At 36.4% G+C, this 26,620-nt stretch carries 20 protein-coding genes; 10 read left to right on the top strand and 10 right to left on the bottom strand.

All coding sequences use genetic code 11. The annotated features are described in order from the left end of the window. Nucleotides 1-6 precede the first annotated feature (6 nt). From JF259_RS06325 to JF259_RS06340, 4 genes are all read right to left on the bottom strand, one after another. Nucleotides 7-2,283, bottom strand: a complete 2,277-nt coding sequence (locus JF259_RS06325) for a glycoside hydrolase family 3 N-terminal domain-containing protein (protein ID WP_199114468.1) — start codon at nucleotides 2,281-2,283, stop codon at nucleotides 7-9. A 278-nt stretch (nucleotides 2,284-2,561) separates the two neighbouring features. Further along, nucleotides 2,562-4,040 carry a RagB/SusD family nutrient uptake outer membrane protein gene (locus tag JF259_RS06330; protein ID WP_199114469.1) on the bottom strand — a complete coding sequence of 493 codons (1,479 nt, stop codon included), beginning with the start codon at nucleotides 4,038-4,040 and terminating at the stop codon, nucleotides 2,562-2,564. A gap of 11 nt (nucleotides 4,041-4,051) precedes the next feature. Next, nucleotides 4,052-7,123 carry a SusC/RagA family TonB-linked outer membrane protein gene (locus JF259_RS06335; RefSeq protein ID WP_199114470.1) on the bottom strand — a complete coding sequence of 1,024 codons (3,072 nt, stop codon included), beginning with the start codon at nucleotides 7,121-7,123 and terminating at the stop codon, nucleotides 4,052-4,054. A 250-nt stretch (nucleotides 7,124-7,373) separates the two neighbouring features. After that, nucleotides 7,374-8,135 (bottom strand): IclR family transcriptional regulator, encoded by a 762-nt coding sequence (locus tag JF259_RS06340; protein ID WP_199114471.1) that lies wholly within the window; start codon nucleotides 8,133-8,135, stop codon nucleotides 7,374-7,376. A 141-nt stretch (nucleotides 8,136-8,276) separates the two neighbouring features. Between JF259_RS06340 and JF259_RS06345 the strand changes: the two genes are divergently transcribed. The 8 genes from JF259_RS06345 to JF259_RS06380 are packed head-to-tail and all read left to right on the top strand — an operon-like array spanning nucleotide 8,277 to nucleotide 17,937. After that, the gene (locus tag JF259_RS06345; protein ID WP_199114472.1) at nucleotides 8,277-9,332 is read left to right on the top strand and encodes an L-rhamnose/proton symporter RhaT; all 1,056 of its coding nucleotides are present in this window, start codon (nucleotides 8,277-8,279) and stop codon (nucleotides 9,330-9,332) included. Nucleotides 9,333-9,365: 33 nt separating this feature from the next. After that, on the top strand, nucleotides 9,366-10,523 hold the full coding sequence (locus tag JF259_RS06350; protein ID WP_199114473.1) for an extracellular solute-binding protein: 1,158 nt from the start codon (nucleotides 9,366-9,368) through the stop codon (nucleotides 10,521-10,523). A 12-nt stretch (nucleotides 10,524-10,535) separates the two neighbouring features. Further along, nucleotides 10,536-11,678 (top strand): CaiB/BaiF CoA transferase family protein, encoded by a 1,143-nt coding sequence (locus JF259_RS06355; RefSeq protein ID WP_199114474.1) that lies wholly within the window; start codon nucleotides 10,536-10,538, stop codon nucleotides 11,676-11,678. 31 nt (nucleotides 11,679-11,709) lie between these two features. Then, nucleotides 11,710-14,022 (top strand): DUF5703 domain-containing protein, encoded by a 2,313-nt coding sequence (locus JF259_RS06360; protein ID WP_199114475.1) that lies wholly within the window; start codon nucleotides 11,710-11,712, stop codon nucleotides 14,020-14,022. Further along, the gene (locus JF259_RS06365) at nucleotides 14,019-15,161 is read left to right on the top strand and encodes a CaiB/BaiF CoA transferase family protein (RefSeq protein ID WP_199114476.1); all 1,143 of its coding nucleotides are present in this window, start codon (nucleotides 14,019-14,021) and stop codon (nucleotides 15,159-15,161) included. Before JF259_RS06360 ends, JF259_RS06365 begins: the two co-directional genes overlap by 4 nt. 5 nt (nucleotides 15,162-15,166) lie before the next feature. After that, nucleotides 15,167-16,402, top strand: a complete 1,236-nt coding sequence (locus tag JF259_RS06370; protein ID WP_199114477.1) for an ABC transporter substrate-binding protein — start codon at nucleotides 15,167-15,169, stop codon at nucleotides 16,400-16,402. Beyond that, entirely contained in the window at nucleotides 16,399-17,475 is a 1,077-nt protein-coding gene (locus JF259_RS06375; RefSeq protein ID WP_199114478.1) for a Gfo/Idh/MocA family protein, read from the top strand. The genes JF259_RS06370 and JF259_RS06375 overlap by 4 nt, the downstream gene beginning before the upstream one ends. A gap of 12 nt (nucleotides 17,476-17,487) precedes the next feature. Beyond that, the gene (locus tag JF259_RS06380; protein ID WP_199114479.1) at nucleotides 17,488-17,937 is read left to right on the top strand and encodes a MaoC family dehydratase; all 450 of its coding nucleotides are present in this window, start codon (nucleotides 17,488-17,490) and stop codon (nucleotides 17,935-17,937) included. A 267-nt stretch (nucleotides 17,938-18,204) separates the two neighbouring features. On the opposite strand, the gene JF259_RS06385 is transcribed toward JF259_RS06380, so the two are convergent. The 4 genes from JF259_RS06385 to JF259_RS06400 all read right to left on the bottom strand — a co-directional run bounded on the left by JF259_RS06385 (nucleotide 18,205) and on the right by JF259_RS06400 (nucleotide 21,493). After that, nucleotides 18,205-18,786, bottom strand: coding sequence for a BfmA/BtgA family mobilization protein (locus JF259_RS06385; RefSeq protein ID WP_199114480.1), 582 nt, complete (start codon nucleotides 18,784-18,786; stop codon nucleotides 18,205-18,207). 445 nt (nucleotides 18,787-19,231) lie between these two features. After that, complete coding sequence (locus JF259_RS06390; RefSeq protein WP_199114481.1) at nucleotides 19,232-19,636, bottom strand: hypothetical protein; 405 nt, start codon at nucleotides 19,634-19,636, stop codon at nucleotides 19,232-19,234. A gap of 482 nt (nucleotides 19,637-20,118) precedes the next feature. Beyond that, complete coding sequence (locus tag JF259_RS06395; RefSeq protein ID WP_199114482.1) at nucleotides 20,119-20,883, bottom strand: hypothetical protein; 765 nt, start codon at nucleotides 20,881-20,883, stop codon at nucleotides 20,119-20,121. 244 nt (nucleotides 20,884-21,127) lie between these two features. Then, nucleotides 21,128-21,493, bottom strand: coding sequence for a helix-turn-helix domain-containing protein (locus JF259_RS06400; RefSeq protein WP_199114483.1), 366 nt, complete (start codon nucleotides 21,491-21,493; stop codon nucleotides 21,128-21,130). Between the two features lie 369 nt (nucleotides 21,494-21,862). On the opposite strand from JF259_RS06400, the gene JF259_RS06405 reads away from it, so the two are divergent. Together JF259_RS06405 and JF259_RS06410 are read left to right on the top strand one after the other, a co-directional pair. Further along, complete coding sequence (locus JF259_RS06405; protein ID WP_199114484.1) at nucleotides 21,863-22,648, top strand: RNA polymerase sigma factor; 786 nt, start codon at nucleotides 21,863-21,865, stop codon at nucleotides 22,646-22,648. A 2-nt stretch (nucleotides 22,649-22,650) separates the two neighbouring features. Continuing rightward, on the top strand, nucleotides 22,651-23,748 hold the full coding sequence (locus JF259_RS06410; RefSeq protein ID WP_199114485.1) for a hypothetical protein: 1,098 nt from the start codon (nucleotides 22,651-22,653) through the stop codon (nucleotides 23,746-23,748). 309 nt (nucleotides 23,749-24,057) lie between these two features. On the opposite strand, the gene JF259_RS06415 is transcribed toward JF259_RS06410, so the two are convergent. Then, a complete protein-coding gene (locus JF259_RS06415; protein WP_199114486.1) occupies nucleotides 24,058-24,474 on the bottom strand; it encodes an ASCH domain-containing protein in 417 nt (138 codons plus the stop codon). A 3-nt stretch (nucleotides 24,475-24,477) separates the two neighbouring features. Beyond that, the gene (locus JF259_RS06420) at nucleotides 24,478-26,538 is read right to left on the bottom strand and encodes a GNAT family N-acetyltransferase (protein ID WP_199114487.1); all 2,061 of its coding nucleotides are present in this window, start codon (nucleotides 26,536-26,538) and stop codon (nucleotides 24,478-24,480) included. Nucleotides 26,539-26,620 lie beyond the last annotated feature (82 nt).

Raw genomic sequence — 26,620 nt, forward strand, 5'->3', positions numbered from 1 at the left:
CTTAATTTACTTAATAAAAATTGATTCTGTAAGTAGTATATCCTTAGATGAACTTCCAACCATAATTTCAAATTCACCAGGCTCAACAACGTATTCCATATTTCTATCCCACAGCCCCAGTTCTGAAAAAGGTATCTCGAACTCAATTGTTTTAGATTCCGATGGGTTGAGCGCAACTTTCTGAAATGCCTTTAATTCTTTAACGGGTGTTGCCACCGAGCTTATTTTATCATTAACATAAACCTGAACAACTTCTTTACCGGCACGCTTTCCTGTATTTTTAATGTTTAGAGAAAGCTTAACACTTTGCCCTTCAGATATCCCATCTTGTGCTATTACCAAATCTGAATATTCGAACTTCGTATAACTTAGTCCATAACCAAACGGATATAAGGCATCGGTTGAGCTAAACACATAATCACGCCCTGGCGCCTCTCTTGTTCCCGGCTGATGATAAAAACCTCTTCCCGAAGGTTGGTGGTTATAAAAGACAGGCACATGCCCAACACTTTGCGGGTATGAAACAGGAAGCTTACCTGATGGATTAACATCACCAAAAATTATATTTGCCACGGCATTTCCTCCTTGTTCCCCAGGATACCAAGCGTCTAAAATTGCAGGTATATGCTCACTTTCCCATTTTATATTATAAGCCCTTCCATGAACCATAACCATTACAATGGGCTTTCCTGTTTTTTGAATTGCTTCTATTAATTCTGGCTGAACACCCGGAGGTCTTAGATCTGCCCTGTCAAACCCTTCTCCACATGTTGGATGGTCTTCAGAGGAATCCTCTCCCCACCCTATACCGGAAAGCGTCATGCTCGTACCTCCTATAACCAAAACTACAACATCACTTTTTGTAGCTACATCTACAGCTTCGGCAATGCCCTCTGTACTCAAATCGGTAATATCACAGCCTTCCGCATAATTTATTATCACCTTACCCCCTACATAACGCTTTATCCCTTCCAAAACCGTAATTCCCGAAGATTTTGCCTTGGTCGCACTATAATCTCCGTACTGCACCCTATCTGCATTGGGTCCGATAACCGCTATGGACTTGTAGTCTGAAAGGTTTAATGGCAACAGATCATTTTTGTTCTTTAACAATGTAATGGATTCTTCAGCAATTTGTCGCGCTACTTCTAAAGACTCCTTTGTATGTACTATTTTAGACATATCCTCGGGAGCCTTATAAGGTTTTTCAAAAAGCCCCGCTTTAAATTTTACAGTTAAAATGTTTGTAACGGCTTCGTCTATTAATGCTGCTGACAAACGTCCATCTTCTACCAATTTCTTTAATTCTGAATAGGCATAAGGATGTGGCGCCTCTAAATCGACACCTGCAGTAATGGCCTGTAATGCCGTTTCTGATTTATTTGCCGATGTTTTATGAAAAAACTCCAACATGTGTATGGCTCCATAATCGGAAAACACATAACCGTTAAACCCATACTCCTTTCTTAAAATATCACGTATAAGATATGCGTCGGCATGTAACGGGATTCCATTTAATTCGTTGTATGAAGGCATAACCGAATAGATATTGGCATCTTGCACGACTTTTTTAAATGGATACAGGTGAAGATCCCTTAAATTTCTCATCCCAACTTCATTCGGGCCCAAATTAATGCCTGCTATGGGTGTGCTATAGGCTACAAAATGCTTGGCGGTACACATTAAATGGTTATCTGGAATGTGATTTTTTGTAACCTCCGGATCGCCCTGCATTCCTATAACAAATGACTTCCCCATCTCAGCCACATGAAATGGATCCTCTCCAAAACATTCTTCAACACGCCCATACCTTGGGTCTCTGGCCAAATCAAATAAAGGAGATAGTGCCTGGTCGACACCTCCCGCAGTGGCCTCTTGTGCTATAATTTGCCCCATTTTTTTTATCAACTCGGGGTTCCAGGTGCTTCCTTGCGCTATGGCTTGCGGAAAAATGGTAGCTCCAAAGGCCAATTGCCCATGCAAGCATTCTGCAATTTGTATCCCAGGAATTCCCAATCGGGTGTTTTCTCTCAAGTATTTGTCTGCTGCTTCCGAAAACTTTGCGATCTCCTCCACTCCAATAAAAGGGCTTTCCAGACATCCAACACTGTTTCCTTTAAACAATTTTTTAAGAGACTCATCCGTTACCTTTCCATTTTCATCTGTTTCTAACTTACTTAAACTTAGCATTGACATTTGAGCTATTTTTTCTTCTAATGTCATGCGTCCCAGCAAGTCTGACACCCTTTCCTTTATAGATAACTTAGGACTTTTATACGGCATAACGGTTTGGCTAAATCCAAATTGAACTACACAACAAAACCAAATAATTATGATAAGTTGACCCTTATTTTCTTTATTCAAATCTATCATTATTGTTAAAATTTACAACATTTATTTACTCCTTTCAAAAAACAATTAGGTAAACACAAATTTTTTATGCATATGGATATCTGCTATCAATTTCAAAATGTTGAGCAAAATTGCAAAATGCCGCCTTTCAAAGTGAAGGACGACATTTTATCAAATTGAAAAAAACTACTAACTCAAAATTTGTACTTTTAATACCCCGTTTTTTGGTCTAACTCAGGATTTCTGTCGATCTCAGACTGAGGAAATGGCCAATTATAATGATGGGATTTAAAGTTAAGACCACCAACACCTAAACCAGGCTCATCAACTACGCTAAGTACATCTTGTATCGTCCCCCATCTTTTAAGATCCAAATACCTATGCCCTTCGAAAGCCAATTCTATTTGTCTTTCCAATCGGATGCTTTCTCGCATATCATCTTTGCTTAATCCAGAAGGCAGATCAGGCATTCCCACTCTTGACCGCACCTCATTAACTGCGTCATGCACCGATTGATCTGGCCCAACAGCTTCATTTTGTGCCTCTGCGTACATTAACAACACATCGGCATAACGAAGATGTATAATATCCATATCACTAAGAACATCATATCCAATTGGACCAATTGTCTTATCGACACCTTTTTGAACTCTATATCCAGTTTCCGTAGGCTCTTGTTGAATTTCTTGCCCATCAATAAACCACGGTTCAACTTGAATGGTTTGAAGTAATCTTGGATCTCTATCCGCATAAGGATCGGCTGGATCGTACAATGGCGACAAATCAATTGACAAACCATCTACACTTTGATAAGCATCAACGAGTTCCTGTCTTGGATTTGGCTGTGACCACCATCCTACATAAATTTGATACCAATGGGTGTTATCCGGTGCTAAAAATTTTGTAGAGAACAAGATTTCGTCGGGATTGGATTCTTGTCCAGAGGTTAAGAAAAGCCCTGTATAGTCGTTATAAAGGCTTGTATTTCCTGAAGCCATAACTTGACCCGTTAATGCCGCAGCTTGAGTCCATTCCCCACTATGTAAGTGTACTTTAGCTTTTAATGCTAACGCAGAATTCTTTACAACATTCCCCATGTATGCTTCATTTGGAAGGCTAGCTATAGCATCGTCTAAATCACTATGTATAAAATCCAAAACCTGTTGACTGGTACTTTGCTTTATTTTTGACTCTTCAACGGTAGGAGGTGTACCATAAATCACAACATCTCCATAAAATTGCTGTAGGTTAAAATAAAACCAAGCACGAATAAATTTTACTTCTCCTATATAACGACTTTTAGTAGTTTGATTCATATCCAAGTCGGCTATATTTTGTAAAAACACATTGCAAGAAGAAATGCCTTTATATGCGTCATTATACATGGCATTAATGACTCCTCCAGTCGAAGGCAATATATCTCCTCTTGAAATATTCATTACCTGATCCGAGTTTTGCGTATTATAACCATTATCGGTCAGGCAGTCTAAATTATACCTAGTTACACTATATACACTTGCTTGAAGGCGACTATAAACTCCCACTAAAGCAATATATGCATCCGATTCACTTTTCCAAAAAGTCTGGCTAGAAACTTCATCTAAGGGGTTTTTATCCAGAAAATTATCACTACAAGAAGAGCACATTAATATAATGGATAAGCCAAATGTTATTATATTATTTTTCATATCTTTTTTTATTATAATTTAAGTTTAACTCCCATAGACAATATCTTTGTTTGTGGGTATACACTTCCTCTAGTACTCCACCATTCGGTCCCCAATCTTTCAGGATCAACATGCTTCATTTTAGTAAAAGTAAACAGGTTGTCTGCCGAAAAATACACTCTAGCATCTTTTAATTTAATCTTCTCACACACTTCTTTTGGCAGGTTGTAACCAATTTGAAGGTTCTTAATTCTCATATAGGATGCATCTTTCAAGTTATATGTATTCTCGGTTCCGGACATTGGCGTATAACCATAGGTTGAAAATGTCCACAAGGCAGGCATAGTTTGACTTGGATTTTCTGGTGTCCAGGCATTTCTCCAATCTGTTGTAGGAGCAGTCCCTTGGGTAAAGGGCCAAAAGCCCCACCAAGTTAAATAGTATTTTTGTCCTTCAACACCTTGAAAAAATACGGACATATCCCAATTTCTCCATTGAAGTGAAATATTTCCTCCATAAGTAAAATCTGGCTGTGCTCCATCAACGAAAACCCTATCATCTGCATTAATAACACCATCTCCGTTCGCATCTCTAAATCTTAAATCTCCCGGCTGTGGACTTCCCGGATGTGTCGGAGCGGCATCAATCTCTGACTGAGACTGAAATATACCATCCCATTCAATCATATAATATTCACCTATAGGTTGTCCTTCAACTGTAGAGTTTCTTCCAAAACTTGGAGCACTTACTTTAGTTACTTCATTCTTGTTTTTAGAAAAATTAAAATCAACAGCGTATGACAATTCCCCTACTTTATTTTTATGACCCAATAAAAGCTCTATACCTTTGTTTTCCATTGAGGCAAAATTGATAGTTGGTGCAGAAAGTCCAACACTAGCTGGTATTTCTGCTTGTGACAAGATGCCCTCTGTTTCTTTCTTGTACCAATCAAAAACCATTGAGAAAAGACCGCCTCCAAATGATAAATCCACACCAATATCTGTACTAGTTGTTTTTTCCCACTCTAAAGTTTTATCTGTTAAACGATTTTGAACAACCCCTTGGTCTAGACCTGCACCTAAAGGATAAGCCACTGTTGACAAAACATCTTGATAAGGGTAATTACCTATATTCTGATTACCCAATTCACCCCATGAAGCCCTTAGCTTTAGGTTATCAACCCAGTCGACATCTTGCATAAACGCTTCATTAGAAACACGCCACCCGGCAGAAACTGATGGAAAGAATCCCCATCTATTGTCTTCAAAAATCCTAGAAGTCCCATCGTATCTTGCATTAGCCTCAATTAAATAGCGCTCTTTAAAATTATAGGTCAATCTACCAAAATAGGATTGAATAGCCCACTCAGTCGCTGTACCACCAAGACCTTGACCCTCTGAATTTCCCGCATTTATTTCAGTAAGTTGAGGAAAATTAAAATCTCTTCTAGAACCTTCTAAATATCTCCAATGGAATTCCTCTTGGTTATAGCCCACTAAAGCCGACACATTGTGTCCTCCAGAAAACTCTTTTGAATAATTTAATGTTGTATAAAATGTTGGTAGCTTGCTTTTTTCAAACCTGTTACGCACCCCGTTAAAAACAGGCCAACCATCAGAATAATACTCGCCTGTCGCAAAAGAATAAGCCTCTATTGGATAGTTTACAAATTTATTGAAGGAATCAGTATAATCAATAGACCCCTTTAGCTCCCAAGTCAACTCAGGAAGGATATCATATTTCAAAAATGCATTAACTCTTATGTTCTTCGACTCATAAAAGTTTCCTCCTTCATTAGCAACAAACTCAGGATTTCTATTTACCCAAAATTCTGGCCAAGCGTTATGACTATATCTTCCACTACCATCTGCCAAGTAAGGACTATACATTGGCTGTGCGCCGTATACAACTAAAAGAAAATCGGAATCAGTTAACCATGGCTCTTTTCTATCCCCTATGGCCATACTAATATTAGTTCCAAAAGTCAGTTTATCAGTTATCTTTGTATCAATATTTAATTGGCCTGTATACCTTTTAAAGTTATGACCAATAACGACTCCTTCCTGATCATAATACCCTAAGTTTGCATAAAATCGCGTCTTTTCACTCCCCCCAGAAACACTCAAATTATGTCTATACACTGGCACGGTTCTAATAGAATGATCCAGCCAATTAAAATTAGGATACTGAGGATCATTGGGAGCGGCATTTCTGTAAGAATCGATTTGTGACTGAGAAAAAAGGTTCGCTATTCCCTGTCTTTCATGTGCCGTATTCCACATTTCCATATACTCAACAGAATTATTAACAAAATCAGGCAATACAGCAGCAGAATGATAAGCTACATTTCCATGGTAACTAATATCAACCCCATCTTTAATTCCGGTCTTTGTAGTAACAACAATTACTCCATTAGCCGCTCTGGCACCATAAATAGAGGCTGATGCAGCATCTTTTAAAACCGATATAGACTCTACATTCTCCGGATCAATATTATCTAGAGATCCCGCAATACCATCAATAATTACCAAAGGATTACTACCAGCACCACTAAAAGTACCTGTACCCCTTATTCTTATATATGTATTTTCTTTTCCAGGTTGACCCGAACCTTGATTAATTCTAACTCCTGTCAATTTTCCTTGTAACATATTGGCTACATTATTTATAGGACGTTTGGTAAGTTCTTCATCATCTATGTTAGCTACGGACCCCGTAAGGTTAATTTTCTTTTGTTTACCATATCCAATAACGACAATTTCATCCAATTGTGATACCTGCAACTCTACATTAATTGACGAGATATCTCCCACAGTAATTTCTTGAGACTGCATACCTACATAAGAAAACTGTAATACATTTCCTTTTGATGCAGAAATAACATACTTCCCATCAAAATCAGTGACAACCCCCACATTTGTTTGAAGGTTTAACACAGTAACACCTGGCAATGGAACACCTGAATCATCTGTTACAGTTCCAGAAATGTCAGACTGCAAGGCAACATACATCTCACTTTCACTTAATGCTCTTGCATTAAAACAGAAGAGAGATACTAATACCAAAATGCCTAGAAATGGCTTTTTTAGTTGATTTAATTTCATAAGATTTTTGTTAATAGGTTATTAATTGTTGTTTAATTAGTTAGCACCGCTATTAAAAGCCAATACTTGAAATAGTTTTTTTACACATATTAAGATTGTTTTTAAATTTAGAGAGGCAATTTACAAAAATTATTCATATATAAATAATTTATTCAGAATATTTTTTTCATATATAAATAACTAACCTCATTAATTAGGCTAATCAAATTTTAAGAAATGGAAAAATTAATACAGAATAAAATACCTTCCCCTATAGATCGATCCCCAAATTCTTCTTGATTGATTTAACGGTCTCTTTAATCTTATTGAGAATTTTATCCGAGCCAAGAAGCTCTTGAACCTGACCTGACAACATAGTCACAACTAAAGCCCCAAGAATATTAATCTCAGGAATATAAATTGGCACTCCAATATCAATAACACCTTTAGTCGTTTCACTTTCTTTAAAATCATACCCTTTTTCAGCGACCAACTTTATTTCACTTAAATAATCTAACTTATCAACCTCATTCAAATCACTGAAATTCGCATTTCTATTTAAATATATCAGCTGCTCCTCTTCTTTTAATTGAGATAACATAATACGACCCGAGGTAGAATTAAACAAAGGAAACCTACTCCCTACTTCCACCGAAAGCGACACGGGACCAGGACTAGAGCATTCAGAAACAATTAGAAGCTCATCAAAGTTTAAAATAGACAAGTGACATGATTGCTTTGAAAAACCTGCCAATTCTTGCATCGGATAAAAAGCGGCAGACCTTAACGCATATAGAGGAGGGTGCCTATGAGCCAGGTAATACAATTTCAAAGACAGTTTGTACTTGCCAGAAACATGACTCTTTATTATATACCCCCTTTCCTCTAAACAAACCAACATACGATAAATTTCATTTGGTTTTTTATTGATCCCCGTAGCAATCTCAGTTTGCGACTGATCTACGGCCTGCATCGAAAGATATTCAATAATATCTAAGCCCTTATCCAGAGCTGGAGAGTTATACTTAGTCATACTTACAATAATATAGCTTCATTTTTATACAAACACACCTAAGCCATAAAAGTATAAAATTAATTTAACGTGATTATGTTTTTAAAAATAAAATCAAAAAACAATTTTCCATATTTAAATTTTATATTTATATTTGAAAACATGAATTCACTAAACACAATAATCGGTATTTTTCTTCATTCTGCAGGAGGCATATCGGCTTCTACCTGTTACTTACCATTCCAAAAAGTTAACAAATGGTCATGGAATAGCTACTGGCTGATCCAGGCCATATTTGCCTGGTTGGTTTTCCCACTTGTTATTGGTTACCTAACGGTTCCAAACTTATGGAAAGTTTTTATTGAGTCCCCTTCGTCAGTCATGCTTAATGCATTTTTACTGGGAGCTGTATACGGTTTTGGTGGTATGGCATTTGGTTTTGCCATAAAACATATTGGGTTTTCACTTACTTATACCATTTCAATTGGGCTCTCTGCCGTTTTGGGCACTATAGTCCCTTTAATCATACACGGCACACTTATAAAACAGTTCTCAAAACCGGGAAGCATGATTGTTTTAGCAGGCATGCTATGCTCTTTGCTTGGTGTTTTTTTATGCGGATTGGCAGGACGTAAAAAAGAGAAAGATTTGAAAGCATCCAACCAATTAAATGCCAACGGTTTTAATTTAAGGAAGGGCTTGGCCCTGGCCATATTTGCCGGTGTTTTTTCTGCCATTTTTGGTGTTTCCCTTGAATTGGGGGCTCCGGTTGCAGAAATTGCCGATAAATATGGAGCAGGTCATTTCGAAGGCAATGCCAATCTATTCCTCTCCACTTCGGGCACTTTTGCCACAAACTTTATCTGGTTTGTTGTTTTGGGTTTTCGAAAAAACACCATAAAGGAAGTAGTTGCCGTAAAATCTTTGGGTTACAAAACATGGGGCTTAAACACGTTTCTCTCCATACTAACAGGAGGATTGTGGTATTTACAATTTTTCTTTTATGGCCTGGGGCATGTTAGAATGGGTAATTTCAAATTTGCAAGTTGGGCCATCCATATGGCCATGCTTATCTTTTTTAGTTACCTCGTTGGGGTATTAATGAAAGAATGGAAAAACGTCTCCAAACAAACCTACATAGTACTAATTACCGGATTGATTGTTTTGGTATGCTCTTTCGTAATAATTACCTATGGAAGCACGCTTGGATCCCACTAGCACAAACAATACCCGTAAAAGCATAAGTTAAAAATGGACACAAATAAAAACAACATATCCTTAAAAGGCATTGCCTGGAATCATACCCGGGGATTCACCTCTGTAGTGGCCACTGCGCAGCGATTTGAAGAGTTAAACCCAAATATGAGAATTACATGGGAGAAAAGATCGCTTCAAGCATTTGCCGATGCTTCGCTTGATGAATTAACAAATAACTACGATTTGTTGATTATGGACAACCCTCATGTTTCAATAGCAGCTCGTGACAACAACCTACTGGCTTTTAATGATTATTTAAATGCCGAATTTATTGAAGAATTAGCGAACAACAGTGTGGGAAAATCACATGCCAGTTACAACGTCAATGGCAAACAATGGACATTGGCAACTGATGCAGCAACCCCTATAGCTACCTGGAGGGAAGATTTGATACATCAACAGAACATTCAAATTCCTAATACATGGGAAGATTTATTAACACTAACCAAAACCGGAAAAGTAGCTTTTGCATCCATCCCTATAGACACATTAATGCATCATTATATGCTATGTGAGGCCTTAGGCGCCTCTGTTTTCACTAGCAAAATCGTAGTAGCCCCACGGGAAATCATGATAGATGCCATAAAAATGTACAAAAAGCTGGTTGACTTAGCACCTTCATATTGTTTAGAAATGAATCCAATACATATCGCTGAACTTATGACCAGTACAGATGAGATCGTATATAGTCCATTTAATTATGGGTACTCCAATTATTCGAAAAAGAATTATGCCGACAAGGTCTTAAAAGCTGGAAGTTTGGTGACTTTAAACGGCAAAAGGTTACGCTCTGTTTTAGGTGGCGCCGGCATAGCGGTATCTTCTAAAACCAAACACGCCAAAGTTGCAATGCAGTATGCCGAATTTAACGCTACTGAAAAAATACAATCAGGTTTATATTTTGACTTTGGAGGACAACCAGGACATAGGAAGTCATGGTTGAACGAAGAAGTAAACAAACAAAGTAAAAACTTTTTTAAAGACACATTACAAACCTTAGATAAAGCTATAATGCGCCCTCAGTACTATGGATACATGTATTTTCAGGACAATGCAAGTCCAGTAATACATGAGGCTGTTTCTGGAAAAGTTTCTATTGAAGCTGCTGTAGATAAAATGAACGCTTTATATGCTGAATCCCTTAAATTATAAGAAATACATCAAATGAAACCTTTAGAAGGCATATTAGTTATTGAATTTAGTCAGTTCATGGCTGGTCCGTCAGCTGGATTGAGATTAGCGGATTTAGGTGCTCGTGTCATTAAAATTGAACGCCCTGAGGTTGGCGAAGGAACCAGACAACTGGCAATTAAAAACCTATTTATTGACGATGACAGCTTGTTGTTCCATACAATTAACAGAAATAAAGAATCCTATACTGCAGACCTAAAAAATCCTGAAGACTTAAAACGAATAAAAAAATTAATAATATCTGCTGATATCATGACTCATAACTTTAGGCCAGGAGTTATGGAAAAGATTGGTTTGGATTATGAAACAGTAAGAGGTATAAATCCAAAAATAGTTTATGGTGTTGTTTCTGGTTATGGACCGTTAGGTCCCTGGGCAAAAAAGCCTGGACAAGACTTATTAATTCAGGCTTTGTCGGGCTTAAGCTATTTATCCGGATCTGCAAACGACCATCCAACCCCTATGGGATTAGCCGTATGCGATATTTTAACCGGTATACATCTAGCACAGGGAATTTTAGCGGCACTTATTAGACGTGGCAAAACACAAAAAGGGGGTCTGATAGAAGTTAGCCTTTTAGAATCTACCCTCGATTTTCAGTTTGAAGTTTTAACAACTCACTTTAATGATGGCGGCAAACACCCTAAACGTGCAAAGCAAGGGAATGCACATGCCTACTTAAGTGCTCCTTATGGCATTTACAAGACCAAGGATGGCTATTTATCTTTAGCAATGACACCGATCACCAAACTTGCAACATTGTTGCAAATAGATATTCCTAGAGCCTATAAACTAGAGAAAAATTGGTTTGACAAACGTAACGAAATAATGGATCTGCTGCGCAGTGTCTTTATTACTAAAACTACCGAACAATGGCTTGTATTACTTGAAAAGGAAAATATTTGGTGCTCCAACGTTTACAGCTACAAAGATCTTTTGGAACATGAAGGCTACAAAGCTTTACAAATGGATCAAGATATTATAACATCCAACGGAAAAAACATTCGCACAACAAGATGCCCTATAAGAATTGACGAAGAACGTTACTACAATACAAAATCTGGCCCGAAATTGGGAGAGGATACAGAGCGTATCATCAAAGAATTTAGTTTATAACTATGGATATATTCATCAAAACCATTAAATAATGAATGTAATTAAATGTTTACTTCCAATAATTTTACTTGCAAGCTGTGCTAAAGAACTTGATTTAACAATAAACGCTAGCTCCACAGACCCTTACAATATAATTTGGAAGACACCTAGTAAAGATCACACAGGATCAATGCCAACAGGCAATGGAGACATTGGATTGAACGCTTGGACAGAGACTAATGGTGACATTTGCTTTTATATTGGAAAAACAGATACTTGGGGAGATAATGGTCGCTTACTTAAAGCAGGGAAAGTACGCATAAAATCTACCCCCCCCATTACCATTCCCAATGGAGACTTTAAACAAGAATTAGATTTAAAATCTGGAACTATAAAAATAGATTCAAAAGGAAACATAAGCGGGAAACCAGTAAATCTTAGCTTTAAAATATGGGTAGACGCCAACCATCCTGTTATTTATATTAATCAATCAAGCACTGTACCCGTATCCCTTACTGCAAATATAGAGCTCTGGCGTACTAAACGTGATTCACTACCTGAAATTGGTGTTAGTGACCTTTTAGAAAAAAGGGATATGCCAGGCAGCCTCTACCAACCTGTTATTGTCAAACCGGACAACTTAATCTCTGGGGATAAAAATTACATAGGTTGGTACCACCATAACAAGAAATCGATTGGATTTGATTTAACAAATAAATTGCAGGGGCTGACTGAATACTTTGAAGGGGACCCCATACTCCATCGCACATTTGGAGGCACAATTACTGGAACAAAAGCGGATAAGATAAATGATTCTACACTCGCCGTACCATCGGCCAAGGAAAGCACCATAAAAGTTCATGTCCTTACCCAACATCCTGCAACACCCGAAAATTGGTTGGAAACAATGGAAGGCATTATTTCTAATGTTAATAAAATACCAATAGACGAACACTATAGGGCGCACAAAGAATGGTGGCGTACTTTTTGGGACAGAAGTTGGATTAATGCAACACCTAATGACAATATAGAAGCTAACAATAAAAACAATAACGCCTTTATTATATCACGAGCATATACATTACAACGATTTTTAGATGCTTCAGCCGGAAGGGGAAATTATCCCATAAAATTCAACGGATCTATTTTTACAGTACCAACCAACGATAAGCCCGGAGGAGCAGATTATAGAAGATGGGGACCGGGTTACTGGTGGCAAAATACGCGCTTGCCCTATTTAAGCATGTGTGCATCCGGAGATTATGACTTAATGCAACCACTTTTTAAAATGTATGCTGATGACATCTTTAAACTTTCAAAATACAGAACAAAAAAATATTTTGGATTTGACGGTGCTTATTTTCCAGAATGCACTTACTTCTGGGGGTCTACATTCACGGCGACCTATGGATGGACGCCCTATGAAGAAAGAGAAGACCCACTACAAGAAAGTGGTTGGCATAAATGGGAATGGGTAGCAGGTCCAGAATTAACATTTATGATGTTGGACTATTATGATTACACACAGAATACAGATTTTCTAAAGGAAAAAGTAATTCCCGTAGCCAATGAAATTATAAAATTCTTTGACAACTATTATAAAACCAACGATGCAGGGAAATTAGTCATGTACCCTTCAATGGCCGCTGAAACATGGTGGGATTGCACCAATCCCATGCCAGAATTATCTGGCCTCCATAGTATTACAAAAAGACTTTTATCCCTACCAGAAAATTTAACCCAAATTAAAGACAGGGAATTTTGGAGTAAAATGAATGCTAAACTTCCCGATTTACCTTTAAGAGACACCCCTTCCGGTAAAGCTTTGGCTCCAGCCGAACGTTTTGAGGACAAAAGAAATGTAGAAAACCCCGAATTATATGCCGTTTTTCCTTTTAGATTATACGGTGTAGGTAAGCCAAATATTGAATATGGAAAGAACGCATTAGAACATCGCTGGGATAAAGGTGCTTTCGGTTGGAGACAAGACGATATATTTATGGCTTATCTAGGAGAAACAGAACAAGTAAAAGCAAACCTAATAGAGCGTTCAAGAAATTATGACAAAAATTCTCGATTCCCTGCCTTTTGGGGGCCTAATTATGACTGGACACCAGACCAAGACCACGGAGGTATTTTGATGAAAGCTTTTCAATCTATGCTCATGCAAAGCGACCCATATTCTGATAAAATTTACCTCTTACCGTCATGGCCAAAAGAATGGAATGTGGAGTTTAAACTCCATGCTCCAAAAGAGACAACATTAAAAGGGCATATTGTTGATGGGGAAATTAAGTCCTTAGAAGTGTTTCCTGAATCAAGAAAAGCCGATGTAATAATATTAAACAACAAGAGTATTAAATGAAGCCCCTTGAAGACATATTAGTTATCGATTTAAGTCAATTTTTGTCTGGACCTTCTGCGAGTTTAAAATTAGCAGATTTAGGCGCTAGGGTCATTAAAATTGAACGTCCAGAAACGGGAGATATCTGCAGGAAACTCTATGTATCCAATGTAAATGTAAATGGTAATTCTACCGTATTCCATGCCATCAACAGAAATAAAGAAAGTTTTACTGCCGATTTAAAGAGTTCTACCGACCTTGAACGTTTAATAAAACTCATAAAGCGAGCAGACGTAGTCATACACAACTTTAGACCCGGAGTTATTGAAAGGCTTGGCTTGGATTATAAGACTTTAACAAAGATAAATCCGGAAATAGTTTATGGTGAAATATCGGGTTATGGCAAAGAAGGCCCATGGAAAGCCAAACCTGGCCAAGATTTATTACTGCAATCACTTTCCGGACTAACATGGCTAAGTGGAAACAAAAGCGATGGCCCTGTGCCAATGGGGCTTGCGATTGTAGACATAATTTCTGGCGCACACTTGGTTCAAGGTATTTTGGCTGCACTTATTAGAAAAGGCATTACAGGAAAAGGAGCCAAAGTTGAAGTAAGTATGCTGGAATCCGTAATCGATCTACAGTTTGAAACAATTACAACTTTTTATGCCGACGGAGGACAGCCCGTTGAAAGAACAAAATCCAATAATGCCCATTCTTACCTCGGTGCACCTTATGGCATCTACAAAACAAAAGATGGTTATTTAGCTTTGGCCATGGGAAAAATACCTATATTAGGTAATCTATTGAAATGTGAAGCATTAACCGCATATAAAACACCTTCTTCTTTGTTTGACAAGAGAGAAGAGATAAAATATATTTTATCAAAACATTTGATGACGGGGACCACAAAACAATGGTTAGCAATATTAGAACCTGCTGATATTTGGTGCTCTGAAGTCATGGATTGGAAAACATTAATGGAAACCGAGGCCTACCAAAGCCTCCAAATGGAACAAATGGTTGAAATGGGAGACGGTTTTAAGTTTAAAACCACACGATGCCCCATTCGTATTGACGGAGAAATACTTTTATCTCCTAAGGGAACCCCCAATCTGGGCGAGCACAACAAACATATTGTTTCAGAATTTAATTTATAAAAATCATGAGCAACAAATTTAGAGTAGCCGTTAGGAAATTTGGCCCCTTTGAAACTGCCTTGCAGAAAACATGGGATGCATTTTGCAAAGCACATAATTGCACAATGGAGCTAGAAGCAGTCCCCATGGATTTACACCCTCTTTATGACGCTACACTTGGCAAGGACAATGGCTTGATAAATGGCGATTGGGACATAGCCCATATTAATACTGATTGGATTACCGAAGCACAACACAAAAATGCTTTAGAGGATTTAGCACCATATATAGCATCAAGTGCTCCTGACAATTTTCCTGATGGATGGTCCAATTCGCTATTGCACATGCAACGCTTTGAAGACAAAGTATTAGGCTTACCTTTTCACGATGGCCCGGAATGTTTAATTTACAGAAAAGATTTGTTCGAAGCCCCAAAAGAACAAGAGACCTTTTTCAACTTACACAACAAACCCCTCTCTCCTCCAAAAACCTGGGAAGATTTCCATGAAATTGCTCGTTTTTTTAACCGTCCGGAACAAAACTTATTTGGTTCGGCCTTTGCCCTATTTCCTGACGGCCATAACACGGTGTTCGACTTTTGTTTACAACTATGGACCAGAGGCGGTAATCTATTGGATAAAAACGGTTCAATCAATATCAATACCCCCGAAGCCATAGAAGGATTGGAATTTTACAGAAACATCATTAAAGACACCAATGCCATGCATCCAAAATGCAAGGATTTCGATTCCGTAAAATCCGGTATGGCCTTTGCCAATGGTGAAATAGCCATGATGGTTAACTGGTTTGGTTTTGCATCGATGTGCGAAGTATACCAGGACTCCAAGGTAAAAGGATGTGTAGACATCACTCACGTACCAGCTGGTAAAAATGGACAGGGCGTTTCCTTAAACGTTTATTGGCTTTACACCGTTGCAAAAGGCAGTAAAAACAAAGATATAGCCTACGACTTTATAAAGTTTGCTGTGAACCCCGAAAACGATAAATTACTCACCCTAGAAGGTGGCATAGGCTGTAGAAAATCGACTTGGACAGACCAAGACGTAAACCAAACCGTACCGTATTACCATAAATTGGATATACTGCATAGCAACGCCAAAACCCTGCCCCGCAAAATGAACTGGAGTAAAATCTCTGAAGTTATCGATGTGATGGTTACCGAACTTTTTAATACTGATAAAAAAGTAGCCGAATTGGTTAGTGAAGCACAACAAAAAATTGATAGCATAGAAAGCCCATGATACCCATTATATCCAAACAAGAATTACCTAAAACCAACATACCCATAGTCATTATAGGCGCTGGAGGCATTGTAAAAGATGCCCATTTACCTGCATATAAAAAAGCAGGGTTTGATGTTATTGGGATATACGACCTTTATCCAGACAATTCAAAAGCATTAAGTGAGCAATACAATATTAAAACCGTATGCCATACCATTGAATCTTTGGTTGCATTGGGGAAAGAGCACCATGCTATTTTTGATATGGCCGTTCCAGCGTCAGAAATCGCAAACATCCTCCCAAAGTTACCCGACAATTCAGCAGTTTTAATACAAAAACCTATGGGTGAGAACCTTCAAAATGCTGAACACATTTTATCTATTTGCAAATCCAAAAACTTAACTGCCGCCATTAACTTTCAGTTACGTTTTGCCCCTTTTGTAAATGCTGCCAGATCCATTATTAATTCTGGTGCTATTGGTGAGGTTTATGATATGAAAGTAAAACTATGCACTTATACACCGTGGCACCTATGGGATTTTTTAGCCAAAATTTCACGTGTTGAAATCTTGTATCATAGCATCCACTATATTGACGTAATACGTTCTTTTTTGGGAGATCCAAAAGGCATTATGGCAAAAACCGTAAAACACCCAAGTTCTAGAGTGGCCTCAACAAGAAGCAGTATTCTATTCGATTATGGCGATGAAATAAGCGCCTCAATTAACACAAATCACGATCATAACTTCGGAAAGGAACACCAAGAAAGTTTTATAAAATGGGAAGGCACCAAAGGTGTTATCATTGCCAAAATGGGATTGCTTTTAGATTATCCCCATGGCGTTCCAGATGCATTTGAATATTGTGTTTTAGATGAGCATGGAAAACCAGAATGGCATTCGGCTACCATTGAGGGAAGCTGGTTCCCAGATGCATTCATCGGCACCATGTCTAATGTCATGCAATTCGTCGAAGGCTCCCAAGACGTATTGGTATCCTCGGTTGAAGATGCCATAAAAACCATGGAAATAGTTGAGATAGCATACCAATCGAGTGATTCGGGAAGCAAAACATTAATGGCCAAAAAATAAACCCATAAAAGCATGAATTTCAAGACCCAATTTTTTGAAGATTACCAAATTGGCCACCACAGGGAAACTCTAGGTAGAACCATTACCGAAACCGATATTGTGATGCATGCGGGCCAAACCGGTGATTTTTTTCCACACCATATGGATACTGAGTGGTGCAAGACACAACCTTTTAAAAAAAGAATTGCCCATGGCACCCTTACCTTTAGCATTGCCATTGGGATGACGGCCACCGAAATAAATCCAGAAGCTTTTTCAAAAGGATATGATAGACTGCGATTTATTAAACCAGTATTTATTGGCGACACTATTCGTGTAATTGTGACCATTAACGAAAAAAAAGAATCGAACAAACCCCATTTAGGTCAAATCAATGAGCATGTTGAAGTTTTTAATCAAAATGATGATATAGTGATGGTTTGTGATCATATTTTATTAGTTAACAAAAAAAATCACAGCTAGTATATGTACTTTTTAATTGACAAAATACATTGTTAATGTAATTTGCATTTAAACTTTGATTTATATTAAGCCTGAACACTGATTCCTTTTGACTTTAACTAAAATACCACATTGATATATTACTAATTGCCAAATACAATATAACATAAAAACGCATGTTTAATTGAAATACTTCAAAAGGATAAAAACAAAAACTGCAAACAGGAAAAATACGAAAATAATCTCGCTCGGGTATGCCCCACTTCTTTAGTAATGTAATTGAATAACTCATAAATTCTTCAATATCCGTTTGAATTTCTCCAATTCTTCTTCGGTAAGCTCCAACCTTAAACGCTTTTTCCCAAAACTGCTCTTTACAAGCTTGACCTTATCCAACACATAACTAAAATCCTTTCTTAACGAGCTCATTTTGTCCTCCAAACACTCATAACGGATTTTGGGAACGGTGGTCTCTTCAATCAATTTTTCCTCTCCTGCTTGGATATCCTCAAATTTCTTCTCAACAAATTCAACATCATCATCAAAACAATCATTGTCATTTTCATGCTCCAATTGCTGCTCAAATAAGGATTGTAACATAGCAACCGTTGGCAGAGTCTGACTTTGTTCTATACTCTTTATAATGGCTATAGCATTGTTTATCCTTCTTTTAATCCTTATTTCTACAGCACTTAGACTACCATCAATAGAATCCATTGGGGACAGTTGGTGAATTTCAAAAAAATCGAGCATGGCATCCATAGTTTCAGTATTGGATAATGAAATTTCTTTAGAGAAAACCCTAAACCTAACTGCCGTTTCTTTCTTGAAGTTGATACCTGAATACCCGTATTTTGAAAAATCTCCCATATTTTGCTGCAAATATTTGCCTTTTTACTAGGGGTTTGAACGTTTTTGCTGCAAACCACTGTTTTATACTTTTTAAGCTAAATCTCCTAAACCCTTATATACTGGGGCTTTGCGAAGCAAATGAAACAAGTAGCGCTGCGCCAGCACGCTACCCTCTTGCTCTACGATTTCCGCCCCGAAACCTCGGGGCAAAATTCTCCGACAACTGATTTCCCCATCAGTTGCGCTTTTAAATAACCAGCTTTATAAATGTATCTATTTAATAGATGATTCCGAAATGTGGATTGTTCCCAAACACTTCGTTTTGCAACTAAATTTTATGATCTGAGTAGATATTGCTAAATCGAACGTCAGATTTTGGAAATGTCCCTGTTCAATCCCGTTTGTTCAGAACATAAAAAAACCTATTCTCTCGAATAGGCTTTCTTGTTTGATGGAATGTCCACTACAGTTCAAACTGGATGATCTCCTGTTCGATTTCTGTCTTTCTGGTTTCCAAAGTGGACTGTAAGTGGGTCGTTACCAACTTGATCAGGTTCGTGTTGGTGGTCTTGAACTCCAGATTGTGCGAATCCCTAATATAAAAGGATGCCGAATCCCCTTGGTTGTAATTGAACTTTGTAAGCTCACTTAGGGTCTGTACCAAGCGTTCCCGTTGGGTGGCCAGTCCCCTGAGCTTCTCGAACCTTTGGATGCGGTCGGCAAGGTCAATGGTCGCTTTGCTCACAAGGGGGTGTATTACCTCTTGGACATCCTGCCCGATGGCCTGTTTGGCCAATTGTTCCTTGACGTCCTTTTTAACAGCTACTATTCTTTTTGCCGTTCCGTTTTGCTTTGTTTTTGTTTCCATGATAATGAAATTTTTAGTTAAACAATATTTGAGCACATCACAAACGGAAGTCAAAATTTTGTCTCAAATTTTCAAGTAAAAAATTGGGGGAACCCCTGGGGGTGCCGATTTTTTACGCCGACAAATTTGAACGCAAATATTTTGCGACGTTTACTTTTCGATAAATATTGGATGAATATAATACTGCCCTCAATACTTCTATAACATTAATAAACTTACTGAATATTAACCAAATGTTGTAACGAAGTCCTGCACTGGCGAACTGAAGTCCAAAATGCCCTTTCGCATTTTGGGCTTGTGTTCAAGGTTATCGAATGAAGCGCTTTTCCCGAAATGTAGAGTTACGGAATGAAGGGGAATGGGCTGCAATGGGATTGTAATGCCTATTTCTTAATCCTTATTTCAGGAAACATTGCCTCGGCTTCTTTACTAAGTATTAAGAGGAAACTATTGATCAAAAAGTAAATAATGAGAGGAATCTATTAGCTATAGTATTTTTCAAATAAATAATTATCCAAAGAAATAGAAACAATTAAGAGTTCTTTTGATTTATCTTTTGTCCAATATAAATCCTCTCTACCAACATAAGTCAAGTTAAAAATGTCAATCCAGTCATTGTCTTCGATCTTTTTCCCTGTTTTAGATACCTGTCTTAACAATCCGTCAAAAACTTTTAAGAGCAATTCTTGATTTGCGTTAAGCTTTTCTATAATTGGAACTTTAGCATTTATATGTTGCAAATTGTCATTAGCATACTTTAATATAAGGCCTTCGGTTAACGATAAAGTAGATGATTTTTCAAATTGATTTTTTGTCGATAGATTTTTATTGATTTCCTTTTCATAAAAAACAGATTGTTTATTTATAAAATCTGAAAATCCAGAGATATTTTCTCTTTCTATATGATTCGCTTTAGTTGTTTTGAAATCTAATTTAATTAAAGCTTCAAATTCGTTCAAGTAAAATTCTATTAAACTCTCATTCTTGTATTTAGGAAATATTTGTTTTAACAAAAATTCAAAGGGGTTTAATTCTATAAAAGTTATTCTTTCACGATTTTCTAAAATATTTTTTATAGCCTTTTTCAAGCTCCGGAAACTGGAAGAACTTTTATAAACATTAGGACTTGTATATAATTCATTTAGGACAATTGTTGAAATTATAAGTTCATAATTTTCAATTATTTTTTCTATTTTCTCATTAGTAATTTCATACCATATATTTGTATCTGTTATAATTTTTCTCATCTAAATCATTGCTTGTAAACTTGGTTATCAGGAGTTTTCCGAATATGCAATCTAAACTTGTCGGGTTAGAATAAGTATAATCAATTCTTTCTATAGGTGACATCAATTTTATTTCTGCATTGTCAGCTGCTGGTCAAATATTTAAAATTCCCTTCAATGACCTTACATAAATCTATACCCATAAAAGAAAATACCAATCATAAAAAATAGGCTATATCTAACCTCAAAATAAACATTACTTAATTTACTGCTCTATAGAATTATATTTACTTATAATTACCTTTTTCAGAGAGTCATAATAATTTTTCTTTTCATTGGTTAGTTTGCCATCCAACTTATATGATTCTTCAACGATTGATAACATTTCATTTTTAGTTTTAAGTCTAAAAAGATTATTAAAATCAATGTCTAGTAATTGACTTATCAAAAGAATCTTATCCCATCCACTTACACTTTCTGATCTTTCAATTCTACCTACCATTGTGGAATTGGAATCTAATAATAAAGCTAAATCAAGCTGTGACATCCCTTTTTGCAATCTCGCCAATTTCACCATTGTTCCTATTTGAATATTCAAAAGCTCTACTTCAGAATTAGTATATTTTCTCATAAAGGTAAATATTAAGAAAATACCTCTTTTTATTCGATACATATTTGTATCGAATAATATATTTACTATATTTGAATCAGATTACATATTTTTGCGATTCTTCTGAAAGAAAAATATAGAAGCAATTGCTTTGAATCTCGGATTGAAAACTGGTAATTTTTAAACGTACGAGATGATAAGTACATTAGCTCACAACCCGGGTGTGGGCTCACTTATTAGTACGTTAGGTATACCAGTACCTCAATCCGGCAAGTTGAGTTCCACACCTTTTTATTTGTATAAAAAGGTCGTCTCTTCTCGTCCCTTTTCAAAGTTATCTTCCCTTTATAAACTTTAAGAACTCGCATAAGATATTAAACCAGGTCTATTATGCTACTTAGTAATTTTAAATTATTAAAGAATGGGGATCCCACTGCTTTGGAAAATATCCATACCAAATATTACAGAAGTATCTTTTGGGTTGGCAAAGGAATAATCAATGATCATTTCGTTATAGAATCCCTCGTACAGGATACTTTCTTAAAATTATGGGTTCATAGGGACAGGATAGAATCACCTGAGCATATGGTACGTTTCTTAAGGTTTGTAATGAAAAGGGAATGCATTTCATTCTACAGTAGTCCTAAGAACAAGTTCTTTAGGAATGTCCATTCCTTAGAGAATTTCGACAATTACCAGGATTATATGTTAGGATACAATCCTGTAAATGTTACTGAAAACCTGAAAGACCAGAAATCGCAACAAAAAGCCCTTAACCGAATCAAAAGTGTATTGCCCTTATTGAGTGCTAATAGAAGGCATTTGATTGAGCTCTGTTTGAAATACGGTTTCCAGTATAAAGCGATTGCCAAGGTTATCGGGTCAAGCATTACTGAAACCAGTAACGAGGTAAAGCATGCTATTGAGGACATCAAAAACATTGTCCTACATACAAGTATTCCCAAAAAACAAAAAAGACCTCCTAACGGTATAAAGGTTCAAAGTGTTATGACCAAAGATCAAAAAAGAGTATTGGAACTGAGATTTAAAAAGAATCATTCCTTTGCTTCGATTGCCAAAGAGCTTAACCTCACCCAAAAGGAAGTACACAAAGAGTTTATGACAGCTTATAAGCTGATGCAACAAAACCATGAACAGCAATTAGAATCCGCTTAATTATGGAGAAACTAACACTCAAACTGACACGGAAAATCCAGCTTTTGGTAGACCTGCCAACCAAGGAAGAAAGAAAGGAGGCTCTGGATAAACTATACCAGTGGCAGAACCGATGCTATAGAGCAGCTAACCTCATCGTTTCCCATTTGTATGTTCAGGAAATGATCAAGGATTTCTTTTATCTGTCCGAAGGAATAAAGTACAAACTGGCTGATGAAAAAAAAGATGATTTCGGCATCCTACAGCGCTCACGTATCAATACGACCTATCGAGTGATTTCGGATCGCTTTAAAGGTGAGATCCCAACAAACATATTGTCCAACCTAAACAGAAGCCTAATAACCTCTTTCAATACTAATCGCTCTGAATATTGGAAAGGAGAACGTTCCCTTAAAAATTTCAGAAGGGATATGGCCTTTCCATTTGGTCTGGAGGGCATAAGCGGACTGTCCTATAATGAAGAGAAAAAGGCCTTTTGCTTTCGTTTGTTCCAAATTCCTTTCAGAACGTATTTGGGAAACGACCATTCCGACAAAAGAATACTATTGCAACGGGTAACTAATGGAGATATTAAGCTTTGTACTTCCCATATCAAATTGAAGGACGGCAAGATCTTTTGGCTCCCTGTTTTTGAAATTGAAAAGGAAACACATTGCCTAAGACCTGAAAAGATAGCAGAGGCTTCCCTATCCCTTGAATATCCCATAGTGGTTAAAACCAATAAGGCAAAGCTCACTATTGGCACAAGAGAAGAGTTCCTGTATAGAAGACTTTCCATACAGGCAGCACTTAAAAGGGCACAAATTGGCGCCACCTATTCCAAATCAGGCAAAGGGAGACACCGAAAACTAAAAGCGGTGAACAGGCTTCAAAAAGCCGAAAGCAATTATGTGTCCCATCGCCTTCATGTGTACAGTAGAAAATTGATCGATTTTTGCATCAAACATCAGGCAGGAACGCTCATTTTATTAAACCAGGAAGACAAAGTTGGGATAGCCAAAGAAGAAGCCTTTGTACTGAGGAACTGGAGTTATTACGATTTAATGTCCAAAATAAAATACAAGGCCGAGAAAGCCGGCATCGAACTCATTATAGATTAACCGATTTGGTTACGAGGGTGCTTGTACACCCGTAAGGTGAGGTAGATTGTTACACTCACTAAATGCAAACAGCATATACAACGCGTGGGCTCTCTTATTTAATCTGCCCAGTTTTTTATTTACCGAAAATAAGCAATGGATTCTTTTATATTAATTCACTTTCAATAAACCTCAGCTAAGTTATACAAAGATCGCACTACATACAACCTTAGGGTCTGGACGGGATTATTAACTATTAGGATAAAGCCTTTTATTTAGGGCTCCGGCAACTTAGAATACCTTAACAACACCTAATACATATCTTTCCAATTATTTGAGAGTACTCATCACCATTGATCTACTAAAATATTTAAACGTCTGCGGCGGTGTAAATTCTGGTATTATTTTCTTTATTTCTTTCAGCGTAATTTTTTCTTTGAATTTTCTAAAACTATCTATTTTCAGTCCAATTGCCTTTTTTCTACCTAGATAGTAATCAAAATATCTTTCTTTATCTATCCCTAATTCTTGAGAATAATTTGACCATATCTCCTCAGGAGATGACGTTATAATCTCCTTTATTTTACAAACTCCTACAAAAGCCTTTTCTGGCATCGTATTATAAACAACAACAATGTCCTCTTCATTTATCTGGGGAATAGATTTCCTTAATTCAATTTTTTTTGAACCATTAAAAATAAGCTCAGAGAACTCCGGTTTTAACGATATCACAACAATTTTACTCATAGCTTAATCTTTTATTCCTATTCTATAAATGTCGTTAAAAATTTTATTATTCACCTCTAATGGTGATGCAAATGTATTCTTTCTTCTCCCATTATTTTGAAGAACTTTATTAATGTCATCTAATCTAACCGGTTTTTTGAATACTTCCGTATCACTAAACTCAAGTGCTTTAATATCATTCTCTATATCATTCTTAGCTAAATCATATACATGATTCCATTCATAAACGCCAAAATTTTTAAACTTATTAAATAACTCTTTAGGCTTACCAACGGTAACTGAATCAATATATGATGTCCCAACAATACAACTACCTCTTCCATTTAAATTAATACTATCCTTGCTTGCATACCATAAAATTCTACCTGGACTTTTTTCAGAAACTGGTCTTACGCTCCTGTAATAGACATTTTCTCTATTCCAAGAGAGTTCCGGAGGGGCTCCAAACAATGTTCCTTCAGATGTATAGTAATCAAATAATTGAGCTGACCAAAATGGCTTTATAGGGATAATATATGTAGGAATCTCTAAATCTTCAAACTTTAAAGGAAATAGCATTCTTTCAATCTGATGTTTATAACTCCATCCTCCATAATTCAACTTCCTTATAATATTTTCACTATTGAACACTCTAGCAACTAATTTATTTCCTAAAAAATAACTTTTAGAATCCACAACACCCTTCAATACAATCTTAATCCATTGTGAATCTTTATAAACGAAACCATAAGATTCAAGTATATTTTTATCGCTATCGCTAATAAAGGGATCACTTATAACAAAATAGTGCTTTTCCTTTAAAATAGTTAGATTGATAAGGTCATAAATAAGCTGTTTAAATAAAGTACTTGCTAACCTAGATTTATAGGTTCTTATAAATTTTACAACAACCTCTTCATCACAAAACTTAGCTCCCCATATAGCCAATGTTGATTTATTTCTATCCTGAACAACCTTAATTTCAGACTTTTTTAAATCACAAGCTGTTGAAGTTATTATATCCCTAAATACATGCTTTTTTTCTCCCTTCTCTTTACATAAAAATGTTTGAACAAGAAAATCCACCTCTTTAGACTGTACTTTTTTATAATCATACCTAACACCCGCTAAACGCTGTGAATAATAATTACTGCTATTATTTAGTTGATCTATTAAAAGAATAAAATCTATCGGACGTAAAATCTGAACTTCAAATTTTCTATATATTTCCTCACTTGAATTTAAAATATTACCATCATCGGTAATAAAATAAGTGATTTCAGCAGCAATACATTCTGAAAGCTGTTTTTTATCAGAAACATCATTTATTGTACTTCCAGGTATAATTCTCTTAAGCTCCTCTAATACTTTATCCCTTCTATCTGGCTTAAATTTAGCAACTACAAAATCTCTTATGAACACTCTTGTCTTTTCTGCTCTCTCCCTATCAAGATCTCTGTTTATTTCATTAAATATCTCCGGAGCATAATAATATTCTACTTCCTCTAACCAATCTTCTAAAAGATAATTTACTCCCGTCTGATCTCCTTCAAATCTCTCTCTTAATTTAATTAGGACATTTGCATCAAGCAATGCTCTTATCTTCTCAATTTCATTATAAGTAGTGGAAAACAGATCTTCATTTCCGAAATCATAGTACCATCTAATTAAGTAATTTTCATTTTTACTTCTAGAACGCCTACATCCTATAGCCTTAAATCCATAACTCTCCCAAAACTTACTGGCCCTTAAATAATCTTTTCTACAACTCAATGACATACCTTTTAAAAGTGGGCTATACTTAAATTTCAGAAAATTCAAAAGATCTTTAGCTATGCCTTGTTTTCTATAATCATCCTTAATGCACAAATGAACAATTCTAATAATTCTTTTGCTATCCGTAATAGAAAACAAAAGATATCCAATTAAATCATCCCCTTTATGGGCCACTAAAATATTACCCTTTTGAGCATATTCGTGAAACGCTCCTTCTGGAAAATGACCTAACGTTTTAGAATTTTTAGTTCCTAAATCTACAACTTGATTAAGTAGTTGCAAATCATTTTTTAAAACCTTAATACTCATTTCACAAATATAAACAACTAATAGGATTTATAAGAAAAAACATATATATTGTTGTTTTGTTAAATTATTTAAAAAATGTAAA

Source organism: Snuella sedimenti (assembly GCF_016428595.1).
In the GTDB taxonomy this organism is placed as follows: domain Bacteria; phylum Bacteroidota; class Bacteroidia; order Flavobacteriales; family Flavobacteriaceae; genus Snuella; species Snuella sedimenti.

Coding starts and splice junctions, on each gene's coding strand:
- JF259_RS06395 (WP_199114482.1), bottom strand. CDS start 20,883: ATGAGAAAAATTATAACAGATACAAATATATGGTATGAAATTACTAAT.
- JF259_RS06390 (WP_199114481.1), bottom strand. CDS start 19,636: ATGGAAACAAAAACAAAGCAAAACGGAACGGCAAAAAGAATAGTAGCT.
- JF259_RS06330 (WP_199114469.1), bottom strand. CDS start 4,040: ATGAAAAATAATATAATAACATTTGGCTTATCCATTATATTAATGTGC.
- JF259_RS06350 (WP_199114473.1), top strand. CDS start 9,366: ATGGACACAAATAAAAACAACATATCCTTAAAAGGCATTGCCTGGAAT.
- JF259_RS06360 (WP_199114475.1), top strand. CDS start 11,710: ATGAATGTAATTAAATGTTTACTTCCAATAATTTTACTTGCAAGCTGT.
- JF259_RS06405 (WP_199114484.1), top strand. CDS start 21,863: ATGCTACTTAGTAATTTTAAATTATTAAAGAATGGGGATCCCACTGCT.
- JF259_RS06420 (WP_199114487.1), bottom strand. CDS start 26,538: ATGAGTATTAAGGTTTTAAAAAATGATTTGCAACTACTTAATCAAGTT.
- JF259_RS06335 (WP_199114470.1), bottom strand. CDS start 7,123: ATGAAATTAAATCAACTAAAAAAGCCATTTCTAGGCATTTTGGTATTA.
- JF259_RS06415 (WP_199114486.1), bottom strand. CDS start 24,474: ATGAGTAAAATTGTTGTGATATCGTTAAAACCGGAGTTCTCTGAGCTT.
- JF259_RS06345 (WP_199114472.1), top strand. CDS start 8,277: ATGAATTCACTAAACACAATAATCGGTATTTTTCTTCATTCTGCAGGA.
- JF259_RS06340 (WP_199114471.1), bottom strand. CDS start 8,135: ATGACTAAGTATAACTCTCCAGCTCTGGATAAGGGCTTAGATATTATT.
- JF259_RS06325 (WP_199114468.1), bottom strand. CDS start 2,283: ATGCCGTATAAAAGTCCTAAGTTATCTATAAAGGAAAGGGTGTCAGAC.
- JF259_RS06365 (WP_199114476.1), top strand. CDS start 14,019: ATGAAGCCCCTTGAAGACATATTAGTTATCGATTTAAGTCAATTTTTG.
- JF259_RS06355 (WP_199114474.1), top strand. CDS start 10,536: ATGAAACCTTTAGAAGGCATATTAGTTATTGAATTTAGTCAGTTCATG.
- JF259_RS06375 (WP_199114478.1), top strand. CDS start 16,399: ATGATACCCATTATATCCAAACAAGAATTACCTAAAACCAACATACCC.
- JF259_RS06380 (WP_199114479.1), top strand. CDS start 17,488: ATGAATTTCAAGACCCAATTTTTTGAAGATTACCAAATTGGCCACCAC.
- JF259_RS06385 (WP_199114480.1), bottom strand. CDS start 18,786: ATGGGAGATTTTTCAAAATACGGGTATTCAGGTATCAACTTCAAGAAA.
- JF259_RS06410 (WP_199114485.1), top strand. CDS start 22,651: ATGGAGAAACTAACACTCAAACTGACACGGAAAATCCAGCTTTTGGTA.
- JF259_RS06370 (WP_199114477.1), top strand. CDS start 15,167: ATGAGCAACAAATTTAGAGTAGCCGTTAGGAAATTTGGCCCCTTTGAA.
- JF259_RS06400 (WP_199114483.1), bottom strand. CDS start 21,493: ATGAGAAAATATACTAATTCTGAAGTAGAGCTTTTGAATATTCAAATA.